The 16,919-nt window shown below is 63.1% G+C and carries 15 protein-coding genes and 1 riboswitch; of the genes, 3 read left to right on the top strand and 12 right to left on the bottom strand.

Going from position 1 to position 16,919, the window contains the following annotated elements; genetic code table 11:
* Nucleotides 1-3 precede the first annotated feature (3 nt).
* Complete coding sequence (locus tag ACKPCU_RS18795) at nucleotides 4-2,811, top strand: FAD-binding and (Fe-S)-binding domain-containing protein (RefSeq protein ID WP_321349029.1); 2,808 nt, start codon at nucleotides 4-6, stop codon at nucleotides 2,809-2,811.
* Nucleotides 2,812-2,859: 48 nt separating this feature from the next.
* On the opposite strand, the gene ACKPCU_RS18790 is transcribed toward ACKPCU_RS18795, so the two are convergent.
* The 9 genes from ACKPCU_RS18790 to ahcY all read right to left on the bottom strand — a co-directional run bounded on the left by ACKPCU_RS18790 (nucleotide 2,860) and on the right by ahcY (nucleotide 11,651).
* Complete coding sequence (locus ACKPCU_RS18790; RefSeq protein ID WP_321349028.1) at nucleotides 2,860-3,525, bottom strand: lysophospholipid acyltransferase family protein; 666 nt, start codon at nucleotides 3,523-3,525, stop codon at nucleotides 2,860-2,862.
* 7 nt (nucleotides 3,526-3,532) lie between these two features.
* On the bottom strand, nucleotides 3,533-4,489 hold the full coding sequence (locus tag ACKPCU_RS18785; RefSeq protein WP_211287134.1) for a phosphatidate cytidylyltransferase: 957 nt from the start codon (nucleotides 4,487-4,489) through the stop codon (nucleotides 3,533-3,535).
* Nucleotides 4,489-5,145, bottom strand: coding sequence for a CDP-alcohol phosphatidyltransferase family protein (locus ACKPCU_RS18780; RefSeq protein WP_321349027.1), 657 nt, complete (start codon nucleotides 5,143-5,145; stop codon nucleotides 4,489-4,491). The genes ACKPCU_RS18785 and ACKPCU_RS18780 overlap by 1 nt, the downstream gene beginning before the upstream one ends.
* Entirely contained in the window at nucleotides 5,142-5,567 is a 426-nt protein-coding gene (locus ACKPCU_RS18775) for a hypothetical protein (RefSeq protein WP_321349026.1), read from the bottom strand. The genes ACKPCU_RS18780 and ACKPCU_RS18775 overlap by 4 nt, the downstream gene beginning before the upstream one ends.
* Nucleotides 5,568-5,687: 120 nt before the next feature.
* Nucleotides 5,688-6,287, bottom strand: coding sequence for a DUF3617 family protein (locus tag ACKPCU_RS18770; RefSeq protein WP_321349025.1), 600 nt, complete (start codon nucleotides 6,285-6,287; stop codon nucleotides 5,688-5,690).
* Between the two features lie 132 nt (nucleotides 6,288-6,419).
* Nucleotides 6,420-8,045, bottom strand: a complete 1,626-nt coding sequence (locus ACKPCU_RS18765) for a DEAD/DEAH box helicase (protein WP_321349024.1) — start codon at nucleotides 8,043-8,045, stop codon at nucleotides 6,420-6,422.
* A gap of 418 nt (nucleotides 8,046-8,463) precedes the next feature.
* Complete coding sequence (locus ACKPCU_RS18760; RefSeq protein ID WP_104738730.1) at nucleotides 8,464-9,201, bottom strand: substrate-binding periplasmic protein; 738 nt, start codon at nucleotides 9,199-9,201, stop codon at nucleotides 8,464-8,466.
* A gap of 71 nt (nucleotides 9,202-9,272) precedes the next feature.
* The gene (gene metF, locus ACKPCU_RS18755; RefSeq protein WP_321349023.1) at nucleotides 9,273-10,118 is read right to left on the bottom strand and encodes a methylenetetrahydrofolate reductase [NAD(P)H]; all 846 of its coding nucleotides are present in this window, start codon (nucleotides 10,116-10,118) and stop codon (nucleotides 9,273-9,275) included.
* A gap of 129 nt (nucleotides 10,119-10,247) precedes the next feature.
* Nucleotides 10,248-11,651 carry an adenosylhomocysteinase gene (gene ahcY / locus ACKPCU_RS18750; protein ID WP_104738732.1) on the bottom strand — a complete coding sequence of 468 codons (1,404 nt, stop codon included), beginning with the start codon at nucleotides 11,649-11,651 and terminating at the stop codon, nucleotides 10,248-10,250.
* A gap of 20 nt (nucleotides 11,652-11,671) precedes the next feature.
* Nucleotides 11,672-11,754, bottom strand: a riboswitch (S-adenosyl-L-homocysteine riboswitch).
* A 103-nt stretch (nucleotides 11,755-11,857) separates the two neighbouring features.
* Here ahcY and ACKPCU_RS18745 point away from each other — a divergent pair.
* Nucleotides 11,858-12,319, top strand: coding sequence for a c-type cytochrome (locus ACKPCU_RS18745; RefSeq protein ID WP_321349022.1), 462 nt, complete (start codon nucleotides 11,858-11,860; stop codon nucleotides 12,317-12,319).
* Nucleotides 12,320-12,426: 107 nt separating this feature from the next.
* Here ACKPCU_RS18745 and metK read toward each other — a convergent pair whose 3' ends face one another.
* Genes metK through ACKPCU_RS18730 form a run of 3 tightly spaced genes read right to left on the bottom strand, consistent with a single transcriptional unit; the run spans nucleotide 12,427 to nucleotide 14,843 of the window.
* The gene (metK, locus tag ACKPCU_RS18740; protein ID WP_321349021.1) at nucleotides 12,427-13,611 is read right to left on the bottom strand and encodes a methionine adenosyltransferase; all 1,185 of its coding nucleotides are present in this window, start codon (nucleotides 13,609-13,611) and stop codon (nucleotides 12,427-12,429) included.
* Nucleotides 13,608-14,621: an ArsR/SmtB family transcription factor gene (locus ACKPCU_RS18735; protein ID WP_321349020.1), complete on the bottom strand. Its 1,014-nt coding sequence runs from the start codon at nucleotides 14,619-14,621 to the stop codon at nucleotides 13,608-13,610. Before ACKPCU_RS18735 ends, metK begins: the two co-directional genes overlap by 4 nt.
* A 39-nt stretch (nucleotides 14,622-14,660) precedes the next feature.
* The gene (locus tag ACKPCU_RS18730; RefSeq protein WP_321349019.1) at nucleotides 14,661-14,843 is read right to left on the bottom strand and encodes a hypothetical protein; all 183 of its coding nucleotides are present in this window, start codon (nucleotides 14,841-14,843) and stop codon (nucleotides 14,661-14,663) included.
* Here ACKPCU_RS18730 and tkt point away from each other — a divergent pair.
* A complete protein-coding gene (gene tkt, locus ACKPCU_RS18725) occupies nucleotides 14,842-16,842 on the top strand; it encodes a transketolase (RefSeq protein ID WP_321349018.1) in 2,001 nt (666 codons plus the stop codon). The two genes, ACKPCU_RS18730 and tkt, sit on opposite strands and share 2 nt — an antisense overlap.
* The last annotated feature ends 77 nt before the right edge of the window (nucleotides 16,843-16,919 follow it).

Raw genomic sequence — 16,919 nt, 5'->3', positions numbered from 1 at the left:
AGCATGAGCCTGCCTGCCGACTTTCTGACCGGCGCCCGTCGCCTGATTCCGCCCGAGCGTCTGTTCGACGACCCGCTGTCGACCCTGGCGTTTGGCACCGACGCCAGCTTTTACCGACTGATTCCCAAGCTGGTGGTGCGGGTCGAGTCAGAGGCTGAGGTGGTGCGGCTGCTGCATCTGGCCGCGCGCTATCAGGTGCCGGTTACCTTCCGGGCGGCGGGAACGAGTCTGTCTGGGCAGGCGATCAGCGATTCGGTATTGGTTGTGCTGGGCGACTACTGGAACGGCCGCGAGATCCGCGATGGTGGCAACCAGATTCGCCTGCAGCCCGGCGTAATCGGCGCGCAGGCAAACGCCGTGCTGGCACCGTTGGGGCGCAAGATTGGCCCGGACCCGGCCTCGATCAACGCTTGCAAGATCGGCGGCATCGTCGCCAATAACGCCAGTGGGATGTGCTGCGGCACGGCTCAGAACAGCTACCAGACGCTGGCCGGTATGCGCCTGGTGCTGGCCGATGGCACCGTGCTGGACAGCGAAGACGAGCGTGGTGTGGCGGCGTTTCGCCAGAGTCATGCTGCGCTGCTTGAGCAGTTGGCCGAACTGGGGCGCGAAACCCGCGCCAACACGGCGCTGGCAGAGCGTATTCGTCACAAGTATCGGCTGAAGAACACCACGGGGCTGTCGCTCAACGCGCTGGTCGATTTCGATGATCCGCTGGATATCCTCACCCACCTGATGGTCGGCTCGGAGGGGACGCTCGGCTTTATCAGCTCGGTGACCTACAACACCGTGCCCGAATACCCGCACAAAGCCAGTGCGCTGATCGTGTTCCCGGACGTGGATACCTGCTGCCGTGCGGTACCGGTGCTCAAGCAGCAGCCGGTGGCTGCGGTGGAGCTGCTGGATCGCCGCAGTCTGCGCTCGGTGCAGAACCAGCCGGGCCTGCCGGACTGGGTCGCCGCGCTGTCGGACGGCGCCTGCGCGCTGTTGATCGAGTCGCGCGCCGCCAGTCAGTCGCTGCTGCACGAGCAACTGGCGCAGATCCGCACGGCGCTGGCCCCGTTCCCGGTCGAGCAGCAGGTTGACTTCACCGAAGATCCGGCGGTCTCCGGTCAGCTGTGGGCGATCCGCAAGGGCACCTTCCCGGCAGTCGGTGCGGTGCGCGCGACCGGAACCACGGTGATTATCGAAGACGTTACGTTCCCGGTGGAGCAATTGGCTGCGGGCGTGCACCGGCTGATCGCGCTGTTCGAGAAGCATGGTTACGACGAGGCGATCATCTTTGGCCACGCGCTGGAGGGCAACCTGCACTTTGTCTTTACCCAAGGGTTTGAGGACCCGGCGCAGGTCGCCCGTTATGAAGCCTTCATGGGCGATGTCGCCGAGCTGGTCGCGGTCGAATTCGGCGGCTCACTGAAGGCCGAGCATGGCACCGGCCGCAATATGGCGCCGTTCGTCGAGCAGGAATGGGGCAGTGATGCCTATCAGTTGATGTGGCGAATCAAGCGGCTGCTCGACCCGCAGGGCATTCTCAACCCGGACGTGGTGCTGTCCGATGACCCGCAGATTCACCTGAAAAACCTCAAGCCGCTGCCGGCAGCGAACGACATCGTCGACAAGTGCATCGAGTGCGGCTTTTGTGAACCGGTCTGCCCGAGCAACGGCCTGACCCTGACGCCGCGCCAGCGCATCGTCATCTGGCGCGATATTCAGGCCAAAAAACGCGCGGGTATCGATACCCGTGAGCTGGAAGCAGCCTACCAATACCAGGGCATCGACAGCTGCGCCGCGACCGGCTTGTGCGCCGAGCGCTGCCCGGTGGGCATTAACACCGGTGATCTGGTGCGAGAGCTGCGCGCCTCGCAAGCGGCATACCCGGATCGCGCCGCCTGGCTAGCCAAGCACTTTGCCGGCGCACTCAAGGGGGTGCGGTTTACCCTGCGCGCCGCAGATTTGGCCCACCGCCTGCTTGGTGCACCGCGTCTGCAGCGCTGGAGCGAGGGCGCTCGCAAGCTGTCTGGTGCGCGCCTGCCGAGCTGGACGCCGGCACTGCCGCAGCCGGTCAAACTGATTCCGCCGCCCGATCAATGGCAAAGCGGCAAGCCGCGGGTGGTCTACCTGCCGGCCTGTATCTCGCGCAGCATGGGGCCGGCGCGTAGCGACGGCGAGCAGATGCCGCTGATCGACAAGACTCGGGCACTGCTTGAGAAAGCAGGATATGAAGTGGTGCTGCCGGCGCAGCTCGACGGGTTGTGCTGCGGACAGCCGTTTGCCTCCAAGGGCTATCCCGAGCAGGCCGAGGCCAAGCGCAACGAGCTGCTTGCAGCGCTGCGCGAGGCTAGCCGCAACGGTCAGGATCCGATCTACTGCGACACCAGCCCATGTACGCTGAGTCTGGTCAATGGCGAGGCCGATGGGTTGGATATCTTTGATCCGGTGCGCTTTATCCGCACCCATCTGTTCCAGCGGCTGGAGTTCACTCCCCAGACCGGGGCGGTAGCGGTGCACGTAACCTGCAGTACCCAGCATCTGGGCGAGGGGCAGGCGCTGATCGAGATCGCCAGGCGCTGCAGCAGCAATGTAGTGGTGCCGGAAGGGATTCACTGCTGCGGCTTTGCTGGCGATAAGGGCTTCAACCTGCCCGAGCTGAATGATCATGCACTGCGCACGCTGAAGCCGGTGGTGCAGCATTGCAGCGAGGGGGTATCAACCAGCCGTACCTGCGAGATCGGGCTGTCCAGCCATAGCGGCGTGGACTATCACAGTCTGGTCTATCTGGTGGATCGGGTTACCAAGCCCGTCCTTCTCTAGCTGCTCACGGGTGGCAGGGCGGCGCGCCGCTGCCACCGTGGACGCGGCTTACTCATCCTCCCAGCGCGCATCCCGTTTGGTAATGCACTGTGCCAGCAGGGTTTCCAGCGAGGTTTGCAGGTCCTGCATGAAGGCGTTGCTGTCGTCGCCAGGCAGCAGTGCTTCACCAATCACCACATCGGCGTTGAACGGTACGATCATCGAGCCGCCCTTGGGCAGTGCGCGCCCGAGGCCGTGCATGGCGATGGGGACGACCTGAGTGCCGGCGTGGCTGCGGGCGAGGTGGTAGACACCCTTGCGTAGCGGCTGCAGCTGCTCGGGGTCGCCGCGGCTGCCCTCGGGGAACAGCAGCAGAATCTGACCGTCAGCCAGCGCCTGCTGGCACTGTTCGAAGACTTGATCCTTGTCGACCTGACCTTGTCGGTCGAGTGGGATGATGCCGATCAAATTCAGCGACAGCCAGCTGGTGAAGCGGTTACGCAGGAAGTAATCCGCTGCCGCCACCGGGCGTACCCGGTGCAGCTCGCCGAGCGGGTAGAGGGCCATCAGCACCAGGGTATCCAGGTGGCTGTTGTGGTTGGCCGCCAGGATCGCCGGGCCGTGGCTGGGCAGGCGTTGCTTGTTGTAGATGTTCAAGCCGAGCAGCAGGTACACCACTGGCTTGACGACCAGTAGAAAGAACAGCTGTTTGGGCAGGCGCTTGATGACGGACATGGCGGCCTCAGTAAGTGGTGTAGACGAGGAAATGGAAGAACAGCGGCGCGGTGTACATCAGGCTGTCGATGCGGTCGAGAATGCCGCCATGACCCGGGATCAGCTGGCTGGTGTCCTTGATCCGCAGGTCGCGCTTGACCGCCGATACGGTCAGGTCGCCGATGAAGCCGGCCAGACCGATCAGCAGGCCCGCAGCCAGGCCAAGGCCCCAGCCGAGTGGCGTCAGCCAGGGAGCCAGAACCGCGCCAAACAGGGTGGTGGTGGCAACCCCGCCAAGAAAGCCGGCCCAGGTCTTGTTCGGGCTGATCGCCGGGACAATCTTGCGGTTGCCGAACTTCTTGCCCCAGATGTACTGGGCCACATCGTTGAACTGGGTCAGGAATACCAGATAGATCACCAGCCCGACGCCACCGCCCGCCGGGTTTTCCTCCGCTGGTAGCATTAGCAGATAGGCGACATGGCTAATGGCGAAGACGGTGGTCATGGTTGCCCACTGATAGGAACCTACGGCGCGGATAAAGCCCTTGGTTTCACCCAGCATCAGCAGGCCGAAGGGAATCAGCAGGAACAGGTAGACGGGAATGAAGATGATGAACATCCCGTACCAGCCAAGCCCCACCCAGTAGTACTGCAGTGGTACCGCGAGATAGAGCGCGAGAATCAGCCGGCGGTCGGTCACGCGTACCGGCAGAATCGAGAAGAACTCGCGCAGGGCGATGAAGCTGAGGATGGTGAAGAAGACCAGTGAGGCGGTGGGGCCGATCATCAGTGCGGTAAATACCACGCCGACCATTACCCACCAGGAGTTGATGCGCTGCTTCAGTTCCAGGTAACCGTCGTCACTCAATCGCGGGCGCAACAGCACCTGCGTAATGCTGGCGATGACCAGCATCGCGACCACTACCAGCATGGCGGTCAGGGTGTTGGGTGTCAGGTCAAGCATGAAAGGCAGGCCGATATCCATTATTCAATCCCCCGGCGTTCCAGTCGCAGATAGGCGCCGATCAGCCGGCGCAGAACGGTCAAGCCACTGCCGATCGCAATGATGATCAGGCTGACCCAGAGAATCAGGCCCGGTTGCTGCCACAGTGGGTCAAATGCAGACAGTACGCAGGCACCAGTCAGCAAGGCCATGCGCTGCTGTTTGGCCATGGGGCCGCGAAAGTCGGCAGGCAAGCCGAGCGAGACGCCCAGTACGCGCACATAGGCGGTCATCACGGCCAGTAGCGCGCCGAGCCAGGCCAGCCATTGAGCCGACTCGAAGCCGGGCAGGGCGAAGCCGCAGGCGACGATCAGCAGCGGGTCGGCGATGCGGTCCGGGACATCATTGAACAGCTCGCCTGCCGGTGTCTGCTTGCCGCCTTCCATTGCCACCATGCCGTCGAACAGGTTGCACAACAGGCGCAGCTGAATGCACAGGGCGGCGACGATCAGCCAGATCGAGCGCTCGCCGCCCACCTGCTGGCCGGACCAGACCAGCGCGGCCGCGCCGGCCAGTGCGCAGATCACACTGAGTACGGAAATCTGATTGGGGGTAACGCTGCGCTGGCTGAGCCAGGCGGCGAAGCGGTTCATGATCCGCTGATCGCGGATCTTCAGTGGGCGGCGATTGCTGGTCATGGTGTCTCGTTGTTGAGGGTGAGTGCGCAGGCCTCGCGATGCAGGCGGACGCTGAGAAACAGGCAGTAGGCGAAGGCCATGCTGCTCGGAGGAATGATGGTCTGCCAGAGCGCGGGTGTCTGATGCCAGCTGTGCAGCAGGTAGAGCAGGGTGAAGCTCACGCTGACGATCAGCAGCGCCGGCAGCAGCATGCGCAGTGGATTATCCGGCAGGCGGCGAAACAGTGTGGTGACGGCCATGGCCATCAGCAGGGTGAGGATGCCGCTGAAGGTGCCTTGCAGCAGGCCGGCCATCAGTGCGTGGGTGGGGTCGCTGTGCCAGTTGGCCACCAGCGCCCAGCCGCCCCAGATCAGGAAGGCGAACACAACCGCGACCAGGCGGCCGCGGCAGCTGTTGGCACCATCTTGGTTGGCTGCAGGCATGTACGCTCCCTGTTGCTGCGCGGTCCCGGCGGGTGCCGGGCTGAGCAGAATACCGCGCGCAGAGCAGGCAGGCGAGTCTTGCGCTGTTTCGGTGTGAAACAGCGCAAGACTCGGTAGGGATCAGTAAGCCGGTGCGTCGCCGCAGTCGGCCGACTGCCAGCGGCTGACCTGCTGGTGAGTCAGGGTAACTTCACCGTCGCCGGCCTCAGCGCCCTGGCTGAGCAGCCCGGCCGGCAGAGCGTAGCTACCCTGGCCGTTGAAGGTAGAGCGCATCTCGGTGCTGGAGATCATTTCGATACTGCCGTTCAGGTCGCCGGTGAATCCGTCGGGATCGGCGCAGTGACCAGTAAACTTCAGGGCATCGTCAGCGGACTGGGCGATGGTCAGCTGGCAGCGGGGCATGTTTTCCTGAGCATCACGCAGCAGCGCTTCGGGGTCGGTCAGGGTTTGTGCGGTTTCGGCAGTGATGCATTGGCGCTCGCCAACCTGACCGTCAGTGCCAAGCATCTCTTCGGCCATGGCGCGCTGCTCGGGTGGCAGGCTTTTGAGCATGTTCTCGCGCATCTCGCGCATGCGGGCCTGCATATCCATACCGTTGATCATTGTGCTGCTCTCGCTGATCCACAGACCGGGTTCCGGTGTGGTGCTGAGAGGCTGTGCGTGCAGTGCGGTTGTGGCGAGGGTGAGGGTGCTGATTAGTGCGAGCCGCGGCAGAGTCATGAAACAGTCCTTGTGTAAGTGGTGCGTCTGAGGACTATAGCTCTTGGCGAAGCAGCTGTGCAGCGTGGATGACATGGGACGTGATCGACGCACAAAAAAACGGGGGCACATGGCCCCCGTTTCGTGTCCGCATCAGCGTGGGCCGAGCAGTGCCGGTTTTTCGCGCTGCGGGCGGCCACCCGGTTTGCCTTTGGCCGGTTTACGTTCTTCGACCTCCGGCTCAATACGGTTGCCGAGGGCCTGACGACGGCGTTCAATTGCAACCGGATCTTCCGGGGCATGAATGCCGGGCATCACACGCGGCTGGCCGGCAGCACGTGGGCGCTGCGGGCGTTGTTCGCCGCGCAGGCGTTCGTCACGACGCTGACCGCGTGGCTGGCCGTTACCTGCACTGCCACCCTTGCCGCCGTTGCCTGCATTGCCGGCGTTCGCACGCGCGCCCTGGCTCTGGCCCTGACCCTGAGGCTTGCTTTGGCCGTTGCGCTTGCTGCCTTGACTGCCCTGGCTGCGGTTGTTGCGCGCGCCGCTGTTGCTGTTCCGTGGGTTCTGGCCACGCGGGCGCTCGCCGCGCTCCGGACGTTCGGGACGGTCGCTGTTCAGCTCAGCCTGGGCAGGCGGCTCGAAGCCCTCAAGCGTGCCTTCCTCGATGCGTTGCTTGGTCATGCGCTCGATCGCGCGCAACAGCTTGTCTTCGTCCGGGCTGACCAGCGATACCGCTTCGCCGCTGCGACCAGCGCGGCCGGTGCGGCCAATACGGTGGACGTAGTCTTCCGACACGTTGGGCAGTTCGAAATTGATCACGTGGGGCAGCTGGTCGATGTCCAGGCCGCGGGCGGCGATATCGGTAGCAACCAGAATGCGCAGGGTGTTGGCCTTGAAGTCGGCTAGTGCCTTGGTGCGTGCGCTCTGGCTCTTGTTGCCATGAATCGCTGCAGCCGGCAGGCCGTTCTTGACCAGGTACTCGGCCAAGCGGTTGGCTCCGTGTTTGGTGCGGGTGAAGATCAGCACCTGCTCCCAGGCACCCTGAGTAATCAGGTGGGCGACCAATGCGCGCTTGTGGCCAGCGGCAACGCGGTAGACCTTTTGATTGATGCGCTCGACGGTGGTGTTCGGCGGCGTCACTTCGATGCGTGCCGGGTTGTCGAGTAGCTTGTTGGCCAGGTCGGTGATGTCTTTCGAGAAGGTCGCGGAGAACAGCAGGTTCTGGCGCTTGGCCGGCAGCTTGGCAATGACTTTCTTGACGTCATGGACGAAGCCCATGTCGAGCATGCGGTCGGCTTCGTCGAGCACCAGCACTTCTACCTTCGATAGATCGACAGCCTTCTGGCCAACCAGGTCGAGCAGGCGACCGGGGCAGGCAACCAGGATGTCGAGGCCGGGGGCGATGGCTTTCATCTGCGGGTTGGCACCAACGCCACCGAAGATGCAGGTGGACTTGAGCGGCAGCTCGGCAGCATAGGCACGGATACTGTCGTGCACCTGAGCGGCCAGCTCGCGGGTCGGGGTCAGCACCAGGACGCGGACTTGCTTGGCGCCGGGGCGCTTGCCGGCGGGCTCGCCAGCGGGGAACAGACGTTCAATGACTGGAAGTGCAAAACCGGCGGTCTTGCCAGTACCGGTTTGCGCCGCAACCATCAGGTCGCGGCCTTCGAGAACAGCCGGAATCGCTTGCAGCTGAACCGGGGTGGGCGTGGTGTAACCAGTGGCTGCCACGGCGCGTACCAACGCGTCCGACAGGCCCAAGGAGGCAAAGGACATTCAGAATAACCCTGTGATGGCCGATGCGAACGGGCAGAGGGCAGCGGGCATGGGTGCTTGGCACCTTGCGGCTGCCGCTTGTTCGTGCGGCCTGGAATGAAAGGAAGCAGTGCCTGACTTGCACGCGCGCTACGAGGGTTCAAAACCACTGCCGTTTAGTGCTGGTGAGCGGGGATACCCGGACATCAATGCAAAACAGCGGATATGTGGTTGAGCGCCCGCCCTGTCTGACCGTCGTTACAGGCCGCTCTCTGCGTGGCGGCTGTTTGACTGGTCTCGGCAGGCCTTCGAGTTTGCGCCTGTTGCGCAGTTGATCGGAAGGCCGGAGAGCATGCGGAGTTGTTCAGTGCTTCCTGAAGCGACGCGAGTATAACAGAAAGGGCCCTGACGCATATAGCCGAGCTTTACGCCGTGCAGGCTAGTTCAGTCCGTAGCGCGCCAGCAGGCTGCGATACTCGGCGGTCTGCTTGAATTGGCGCAGTGCTGAGCTGAATCGCTCTGCCAGCTGCGCCATCGCTGGCTGGCGCTGGAAGGCCAGATAGACATTGCCGCTGCTCAGCGGTTTGGGGTTATAGCTGATCTGCTCATCCAGATTGAGATTGTGCAGGGTGTAGAGCCCGGCCCGGCGGTTGACCACGGCCAGATCTACCCGGCCGTGCTGCAGCATCAGCAGGTTCGCTTCGATGGAAGGAGCCAGTTTGCGGCTGAAAAAGTCGGCCTGCATGAACTCGGGATTGCTGTAGCTGTAGCCCGCCGATACGCCGATACGCAGGCCGCGCAGGTCTTCGAGCGAGTTGAAAGGGTGGGGGTGGGTGTTGTGGTAGAACAGCACGGTTTCGCTCAGCGACAGCGGCTCATCCGGGAAATGGTATTGCTGCAGCCGCTCGGGGGTGATTGCAATGTCGAGAATGGCGTCGGCACTGCCATTGAGCACTTCGTACTGGGCACGCTTCCACGGCATCATGCGCCATTGCGGCTGGTAACCCAGCTCGCGCAGCAGGTGATCGCTCACCTCAAGGTCGGCGCCGCACGGGGCTCCGTTCTCGAGAAAAACATAGGGTGGCCAGGGCTCACTGACGATCTTCAGGGGGGTAGCCCCGAGCGGGGTGGTCAGCAACCCCAGCATTGCCGCGAGCAGGTAGGGAATCCATTTCATGGCCGCAGTCTAGCGCGCTTTGCGCGCGCTCGCATGACCGGGTTGCCGGGGGCGCCAGCAACCCTTTCGGCTTAGCGACCGCTGTGCAGGTTGCGTAGCACTGCGAGGCAGGGCTCGGCCTGGTTCAGCGTGTAGAAGTGCAGGCCGGGCGCGCCGCCGTCCAGCAGGCGTTCACACAGCTGGCTGATTACCTCGGTACCGAAGGCGCTGATGCTGTCACTGTCGTCCCCGTAGGCTTCCAGCTGCTTGCGGATCCAGCGTGGAATCTCGGCACCGCAGGCGTCGGAGAAACGTGCCAGCTTGGTGTAGTTGGTGATCGGCATGATGCCCGGAATGATCGGGATATCGAGCCCGGCCTGGCGTACCCGATCCACGAAGTGGAAGTAGCAGTCGGCGTTGAAGAAGTACTGGGTAATCGCGCTGTCGGCACCGGCGCGGGCCTTGCGGATAAAGTTCTGCAGATCGGTTTCGAAGTTCGGCGCCTGCGGGTGCGACTCCGGGTAGGCAGCGACTTCGATGGTGAAGTGGTCGCCGGTTTCGGCGCGGATGAACTCGACCAGCTCGTTGGCGTAGCGCAGCTCGCCGCTGGCGTGGCCCATACCGGAGGGCAGATCGCCGCGCAGGGCAACGATGCGCTTGATGCCGTTGGCGCGGTAGTCGTTGATCAGGGAGCGCAGATCGTCGCGCGAGTCGCCGACGCAGGACAGGTGCGGCGCGGTCGGGACGTTCACGTCGCCGTCCAGCTGCAGTACGGTGCGGCGGGTACCGTCGCGGGTGGAGCCGCCGGCACCGTAGGTGACGGAAAAGAATTCAGGGCTTGCCGCCGCCAGGGTCTGGGCGGTGGCGAGCAGTTTTTCGTGGCCGGCCTCGGTCTTGGTCGGGAAGAACTCGAAGCTGATGGGGGCGTTGGTCGTCATTATCTCTCTACTCTTGGAAGGGCGTCAGCTTCAAACCTCAAGCTACAAGCGGCAAGCAACCCCGGAAACCCGTGCCCGCCAGCGGCGCGGGCAGGGCTCTTGAGGCTTGCAGCTTGCGGCTGATAGCTATCAGTAGCGATAGCTGTCGGGCTTGAACGGGCCTTCGACGGTGACGCCGATGTAGTCGGCCTGGGTCTTGGTCAGCTGGGTGACGACGCCACCGAAGCCCTTGACCATTTCCAGCGCGACTTCTTCGTCCAGTTTCTTCGGCAGTACTTCCACGGTCAGTGCGGCGGCTTTGCCTTCGGCAGACTGATCGGCGAACTTGCGCTCGAACAGGTGGATCTGGGCCAGCACCTGGTTGGCGAAGGAGCCGTCCATGATGCGCGAGGGGTGGCCGGTTGCGTTACCCAGGTTCACCAGACGGCCTTCGGCCAGCAGGATCAGGTAGTCGTCGTTGGTCGCGTCGACGGTCTTGCCGGTGCGGTGGATCTTGTGCACCTGCGGCTTGACCTCTTCCCAGCCCCAGTTGGCGCGCATGAAGGCGGTGTCGATCTCGTTGTCGAAGTGACCGATGTTGCAGACCACGGCGCGCTTCTTCAGGGCCTTGAGCATGCCGGCGTCACAGACGTTGGCGTTGCCGGTGGTGGTGACGATCAGGTCGATCTTGCCGAGCAGTGCTGCGTCGATGCAGGCGTCGGTGCCGTCGTTCAGGCCGTTGAGGTACGGGGAGACGACTTCGAAACCGTCCATGCAGGCCTGCATGGCACAGATCGGGTCGATTTCCGAGATCTTGACGATCATGCCTTCCTGACGCAGCGACTGCGCAGAACCCTTGCCCACGTCACCGTAACCGATGACCAGTGCCTGCTTGCCAGACAGCAGGTGGTCGGTGCCGCGCTTGATGGCATCGTTCAGGCTGTGACGGCAGCCGTACTTGTTATCGTTCTTGCTCTTGGTGACCGAGTCGTTGACGTTGATTGCCGGGACTTTCAGGGTGCCGGCTTTCAGCATGTCGAGCAGGCGGTGTACGCCGGTGGTGGTTTCTTCGGTGATGCCGTGGATCTTGTCCAGCATCGCCGGGTATTTCTTGTGCAGGATTTCGGTCAGGTCGCCGCCGTCGTCCAGCACCATGTTGGCGTCCCACGGCTGGCCGTCCTTGAGGATGGTCTGCTCGATGCACCATTCGTACTCTTCTTCGGTCTCACCCTTCCAGGCGAATACCGGGATGCCGGCGGCAGCGATTGCAGCGGCGGCCTGATCCTGGGTGGAGAAGATATTGCAGGAAGACCAGCGTACTTCGGCGCCCAGGGCAGTCAGGGTTTCGATCAGCACGGCAGTCTGGATGGTCATGTGGATACAGCCCAGAATCTTGGCACCCTTGAGCGGCTGCTCGCCGGCGTACTTGCGGCGCAGACCCATCAGCGCCGGCATTTCCGACTCGGCGATGATGATCTCGCGGCGGCCCCAGTCGGCCAGGCTGATGTCGGCGACCTTGTAGTCGGTAACGGCGTTATTGATCACGGCACTCATCTGATTTCTCCATTCGTGGTTGCGAATGGGCGCGGTTAAATGTCGCACGCCCCGGACGAGCCTGGCAGCGGCTGGAGCCGCTGCTGCAGCGCCCCTCGTCCGGGGCTGAAGTTACCCGGTCAGGCTGTTCGCACAAGAACACGCCTTGGCCGGAATCGGTTCAGAGGCGATACTGTCGCCCCTCCTGTATGTCGTCTGGATGAAACATGATCGCTGTTCCATACCGAAAACTCGTTGTCGCCCTGTTGCTCGGCGCGGCCCTGGCTGGCTGCAACAATGAACCCGACCCCAACTCGCACGAAGGCAAGCGCCAGGCGCTGTTCAAGCAGATGCTGCGCCAGACTGAGCCGATGAGCGGCATGCTGACCGGTCGCGTCACCCCCAGCATGGGCGAGTTCATGAACAAGGCCGATACTCTGGCCCAGCTCGCCGACCAGCCCTGGGAGCACTTCCCGGTACCGGGCGATGACCCAGAGCCGAACCGCACCAAGGACACCGTCTGGTCCGATCCCGAAGGTTTCGCCCTGGCCATCGATGATTTCAAGGACAAGGTCGCCGCCCTGCATGCCGTTACCTCTGTTGGCATCAAATCCCTGGACCAGGCAGCCGATCAGCTGAGCGCGGTCCAGCAGTCCTGCAAAAGCTGTCATGACAGCTATCGCCGCTGAGCGGCGATAGCTTCAGCCGAAAGCTGCAAGCCTCAAGCTACAAGTAGAAGCACAGCTCTAGCCTGATTGCTTCTTGCCGCTTGCCGCTTGCCGCTTGCCGCTGCGCCTCAGGCGTCCGCGCGCAGCGCGTCGGCCTTGTCTGTTTTCTCCCACGGGAAGGCGGTGAAGGTGTCACCCTTGACGGTCATCTCGAACGGGTTGCGGCCGAAGTGGCCGTACGCGGCGGTTGCGCGGTACATCGGGTGCAGCAGGTCGAGCATGCGGGTGATCGCGTACGGGCGCAGGTCGAAGTGCTGACGGACCAGTTGGATGATCTTCTCGTCGCTGATCTTGCCGGTGCCGAAGGTATTGATCGATACCGAGGTCGGCTGGGCCACACCGATGGCGTAGGAAACCTGAATCTCGCACTTGTCGGCCAGGCCGGCAGCCACGATGTTCTTGGCGACGTATCGGCCGGCGTAGGCGGCGCTGCGGTCAACCTTGGACGGATCCTTGCCGGAGAACGCGCCGCCACCGTGGCGCGCCATGCCGCCGTAGGTGTCGACGATGATCTTGCGACCAGTCAGACCGCAGTCGCCCACCGGGCCACCGATGACGAACTTGCCGGTCGGGTTGATGTGGTACTGGGTGTCGGCGTGCAGCAGCTCGGCCGGGATCACCTGCTTGACGATCTCTTCCATCACCGCTTCGCGCAGATCCGCCTGGCTGATGTCCGGGTTGTGCTGAGTCGACAGGACGATGGCGTCGATACCGGTGACAATGCCGTTTTCGTAGCGGCAGGTAACCTGGGACTTGGCGTCCGGGCGCAGCCAAGCGAGGGTGCCGTCCTTGCGCGTTTCAGCCTGACGCTCGACCAGGCGGTGAGCGAAGGTGATCGGCGCCGGCATCAGCACGTCGGTTTCGTTGCTGGCGTAGCCGAACATCAGGCCCTGGTCGCCAGCGCCCTGATCTTCCGGTTTCTGGCGGTCAACGCCCTGGGCGATGTCCGGCGACTGCTTGCCGATGATGTTGATCACGCCGCAAGTGGCGCCGTCGTAGCCGACATCCGAGGAGGTGTAGCCGATGTCGCAGATCACGCCGCGTACCAGGTCTTCGAGGTCGACCCAGGCGCTGGTGGTGATTTCACCGCCGACGATGGCAACGCCGGTCTTGACCATGGTTTCACAGGCGACCCGGGCAAATTTGTCTTCGCTCAGGATGGCGTCCAGAACGGCGTCGGAAATCTGGTCAGCCAGTTTGTCCGGATGGCCTTCGGACACGGATTCGGAGGTGAAAATCGAGTAATCGCTCATGGGTCTTTCCTGTCCTCGGGAGAAGGGGATTCGGGTTTGGCCAGCTGCAGCAGTTGCAGCTGAAAGCCGTTACGCAGGCCGATGTACTGGCTGTTGCCCGGACGCAGTCCGGCAGCCTCGGCCCAGCGCGAAACATCATCCTGATCAAAGCCTAGCCAGAGATCGCCGCAGCTGTCGCGCACCCAGCTTTGATCGTGGCTGCACAGCTCGGTCAGCACCAGGCTGCCACCGGGTTTGAGTAGCGCGGCAAAGCGCTTGAGCGCTTCGGCGGGCGCCGGCATGTGGTGCAGCACCATGTTGCAGACCACGCAGTCGGCCAGCGGCAGTTGCTGCGGCAGCAAAGCGTCGGCGAGCAGGCAGTCGACGTTGGTCAAGCCCGCCTCGTGACACTGCTGGCGCGCGCGCTCAAGCATGGCCTCGGCGTTATCGAGTGCCACCACGTGCGCGAAGCGGCTGGCCAAGCTGGGCAGAAATCCGCCTTCGCCCGGGCCTATCTCAATGGCCAACTGCTGGCCGGGCAAGGGCAGGGCGTCGATCAAGGTCAGCAGCGGCTCGCGGTAACTGCCGAAGTGGGCAATCAGGTCCTGCTGCGCTGGTGTGCCATCGGCAAAGCGGGCGAAAAACTGGCGTGAAAGCTCTGCACGCTGGGCGTGGACGGCTGCAATCGCCTGCGCTAGCTGCGGGTCGTCCGGCTGGTTGTCGAGTTCGCTCAGCAGTTGGCTGTGCAGTCGATGCCAAGACTGTTCAGTCACCGGCAGGCTGCGGCGGTAGAAGATTGAGTTGCCTTCGCGGCGGGTGCTGACCAGCCCTGCGTTGGCCAGCACTTTGAGGTGATGGCTCATGCCGGACTGGCGCATGTCGAAGATCTGGGCCAGCTCCAGCACGCCGAATGAGTCGCTGCGTAGCACCCGCAAGATGTCCAGCCGCAGCGCGTCACCCGCGGCCTTGCAAAAGGCAGCGAGGTCGTCAGTCTGGCTGGGGGCAGCGGGAAGGCGCGCAATCTGGTTCATGCGGCGCAGTGTAGTTGTGATTGGACAGTGTCGCAACGGCTATATCAAAAAACTTTGATATAGATGCCTCCATTCGTCCGGCGAACGAACGATAACCGTACCCGCAATGGTGTTTTCATTGCCCGAGGCGGCCGTTTGCGCGAAAATGCCCGCCTTCTTTTCCCGGCCAGCCGCATGTTGCGGTAAAAGCCCCATGCCTTGCCAACCACAGGAGTTGTTCATGCCCAGTCGTCGTGACCGTGCCAATGCCATTCGTGCCCTCAGCATGGATGCCGTGCAGAAAGCCAACAGCGGCCACCCCGGTGCGCCCATGGGTATGGCGGATATCGCCGAAGTGCTGTGGCGCGATTACCTCAAGCACAACCCGGCCAACCCGAAGTTCGCTGACCGCGACCGTTTTGTGCTGTCCAACGGCCACGGCTCGATGCTGATCTACTCTCTGCTGCACCTGACCGGTTACGACGTCAGCATCGATGACATCAAAAATTTCCGTCAGCTGCACAGTAAGACCCCGGGTCACCCGGAATACGGTTACACCCCGGGCGTTGAAACCACCACCGGCCCGCTGGGTCAGGGCATCGCCAACGCTGTGGGCATGGCGATTGCCGAGAAGGTGCTGGCTGCTCAGTTCAACCGCGAAGGGCATCAGATCGTCGACCACAACACCTACGTGTTCCTTGGCGACGGTTGCATGATGGAGGGCATCTCCCACGAAGTGTCCTCGCTGGCCGGCACCCTGGGGTTGGGCAAGCTGGTTGCGTTCTATGACGACAACGGCATCTCCATCGACGGTGAAGTTGAAGGCTGGTTCACCGACGACACGCCCAAGCGTTTCGAGTCCTACGGCTGGCAGGTCATCCGCAATGTCGATGGCCACGATGCCGACGAAATCAAGACCGCCATTGAGACCGCACGCAAGAACACCGAGCAGCCGACCCTGATCTGCTGCAAGACCATCATCGGTTTCGGTTCGCCGAACAAGCAGGGCAAGGAAGAGTGCCACGGCGCTGCACTGGGCGAGGCGGAAATCGCTGCTACCCGTGAAGCGTTGAACTGGCCGCACGCCCCGTTTGAGATTCCGGCTGACATCAAGGCCGAGTGGGACGCCCACGAGGCCGGTGCCAAGGCCGAAGCGGCCTGGAATGACAAGTTTGCTGCCTATCAGGCTGCCTTCCCGGAACTGGCTGCCGAGCTGCAGCGTCGTTTGGCTGGCGATCTGCCGGCTGACTTCAGCGAGAAGGCCGATGCCTACATCGCCGAAGTAGTTGCCAAAGGTGAAACCATCGCCAGCCGCAAGGCCAGCCAGAACACCCTGAACGCCTTTGGCCCGCTGCTGCCGGAAATGCTCGGCGGCTCCGCCGACCTGGCCGGCTCCAACCTGACCCTGTGGAAGGGCTGCAAGGGCGTCGAGTCTGCAGACGCGTCCGGCAACTACCTGTTCTACGGTGTGCGCGAATTCGGCATGACTGCGATCATGAACGGTATCGCCCTGCACGGCGGCTTCGTGCCCTACGGCGCGACCTTCCTGATCTTCATGGAATACGCCCGCAACGCGGTGCGCATGTCGGCGCTGATGAAGCAGCGCGTGATCCACGTCTACACCCACGACTCCATCGGTCTGGGCGAAGACGGCCCGACCCACCAGCCGATCGAACAGCTGGCCAGCCTGCGCGGTACGCCGAATCTGGACACCTGGCGTCCGGCTGATGCGGTTGAGTCGGCGATTGCCTGGAAGTACGCGCTGGAGCGTGCCGATGGCCCGAGCGCATTGATCTTCTCGCGTCAGAATCTGCCGCACCAGGAGCGCGATGCCGAGCAACTGGCCAACGTTACCCGCGGTGGTTACGTGCTGAAGGACTGCGACGGCGAGCCTGAACTGATTCTGATCTCGACCGGTTCCGAAGTCGGTCTGGCGGTCAATGCCTGGACCGCCCTGACCGAACAGGGCCGCAAGGTTCGCGTGGTGTCCATGCCGTCCACCAGCGTGTTCGACCAGCAGGACGCGGCCTACAAGCAGTCGGTGCTGCCGCTGGAAGTGGGTGCACGTATCGCCATCGAAGCCTCCCACGCCGACTTCTGGTACAAGTACGTCGGCCTCGACGGCCGCATCATCGGCATGCAGAGCTTCGGCGAATCCGCTCCGGCTGCCGCGCTGTTCGAGGAGTTCGGTTTCACCCTCGATAACGTGCTGGCAGCGGCTGAAGAGCTGTTGGAAGACTAAACCAGCGGCAAGCCTCAAGCCTCAAGCTACAAGCGGCGCTTTGCCTGCTTGCAGCTTGCAGTTTGCAGCTTGCAGCC

It is taken from the genome of Halopseudomonas oceani, from assembly GCF_963677335.1.
Classification (GTDB): domain Bacteria; phylum Pseudomonadota; class Gammaproteobacteria; order Pseudomonadales; family Pseudomonadaceae; genus Halopseudomonas; species Halopseudomonas oceani.
This window is presented reverse-complemented; position numbering and strand designations above follow the sequence as displayed.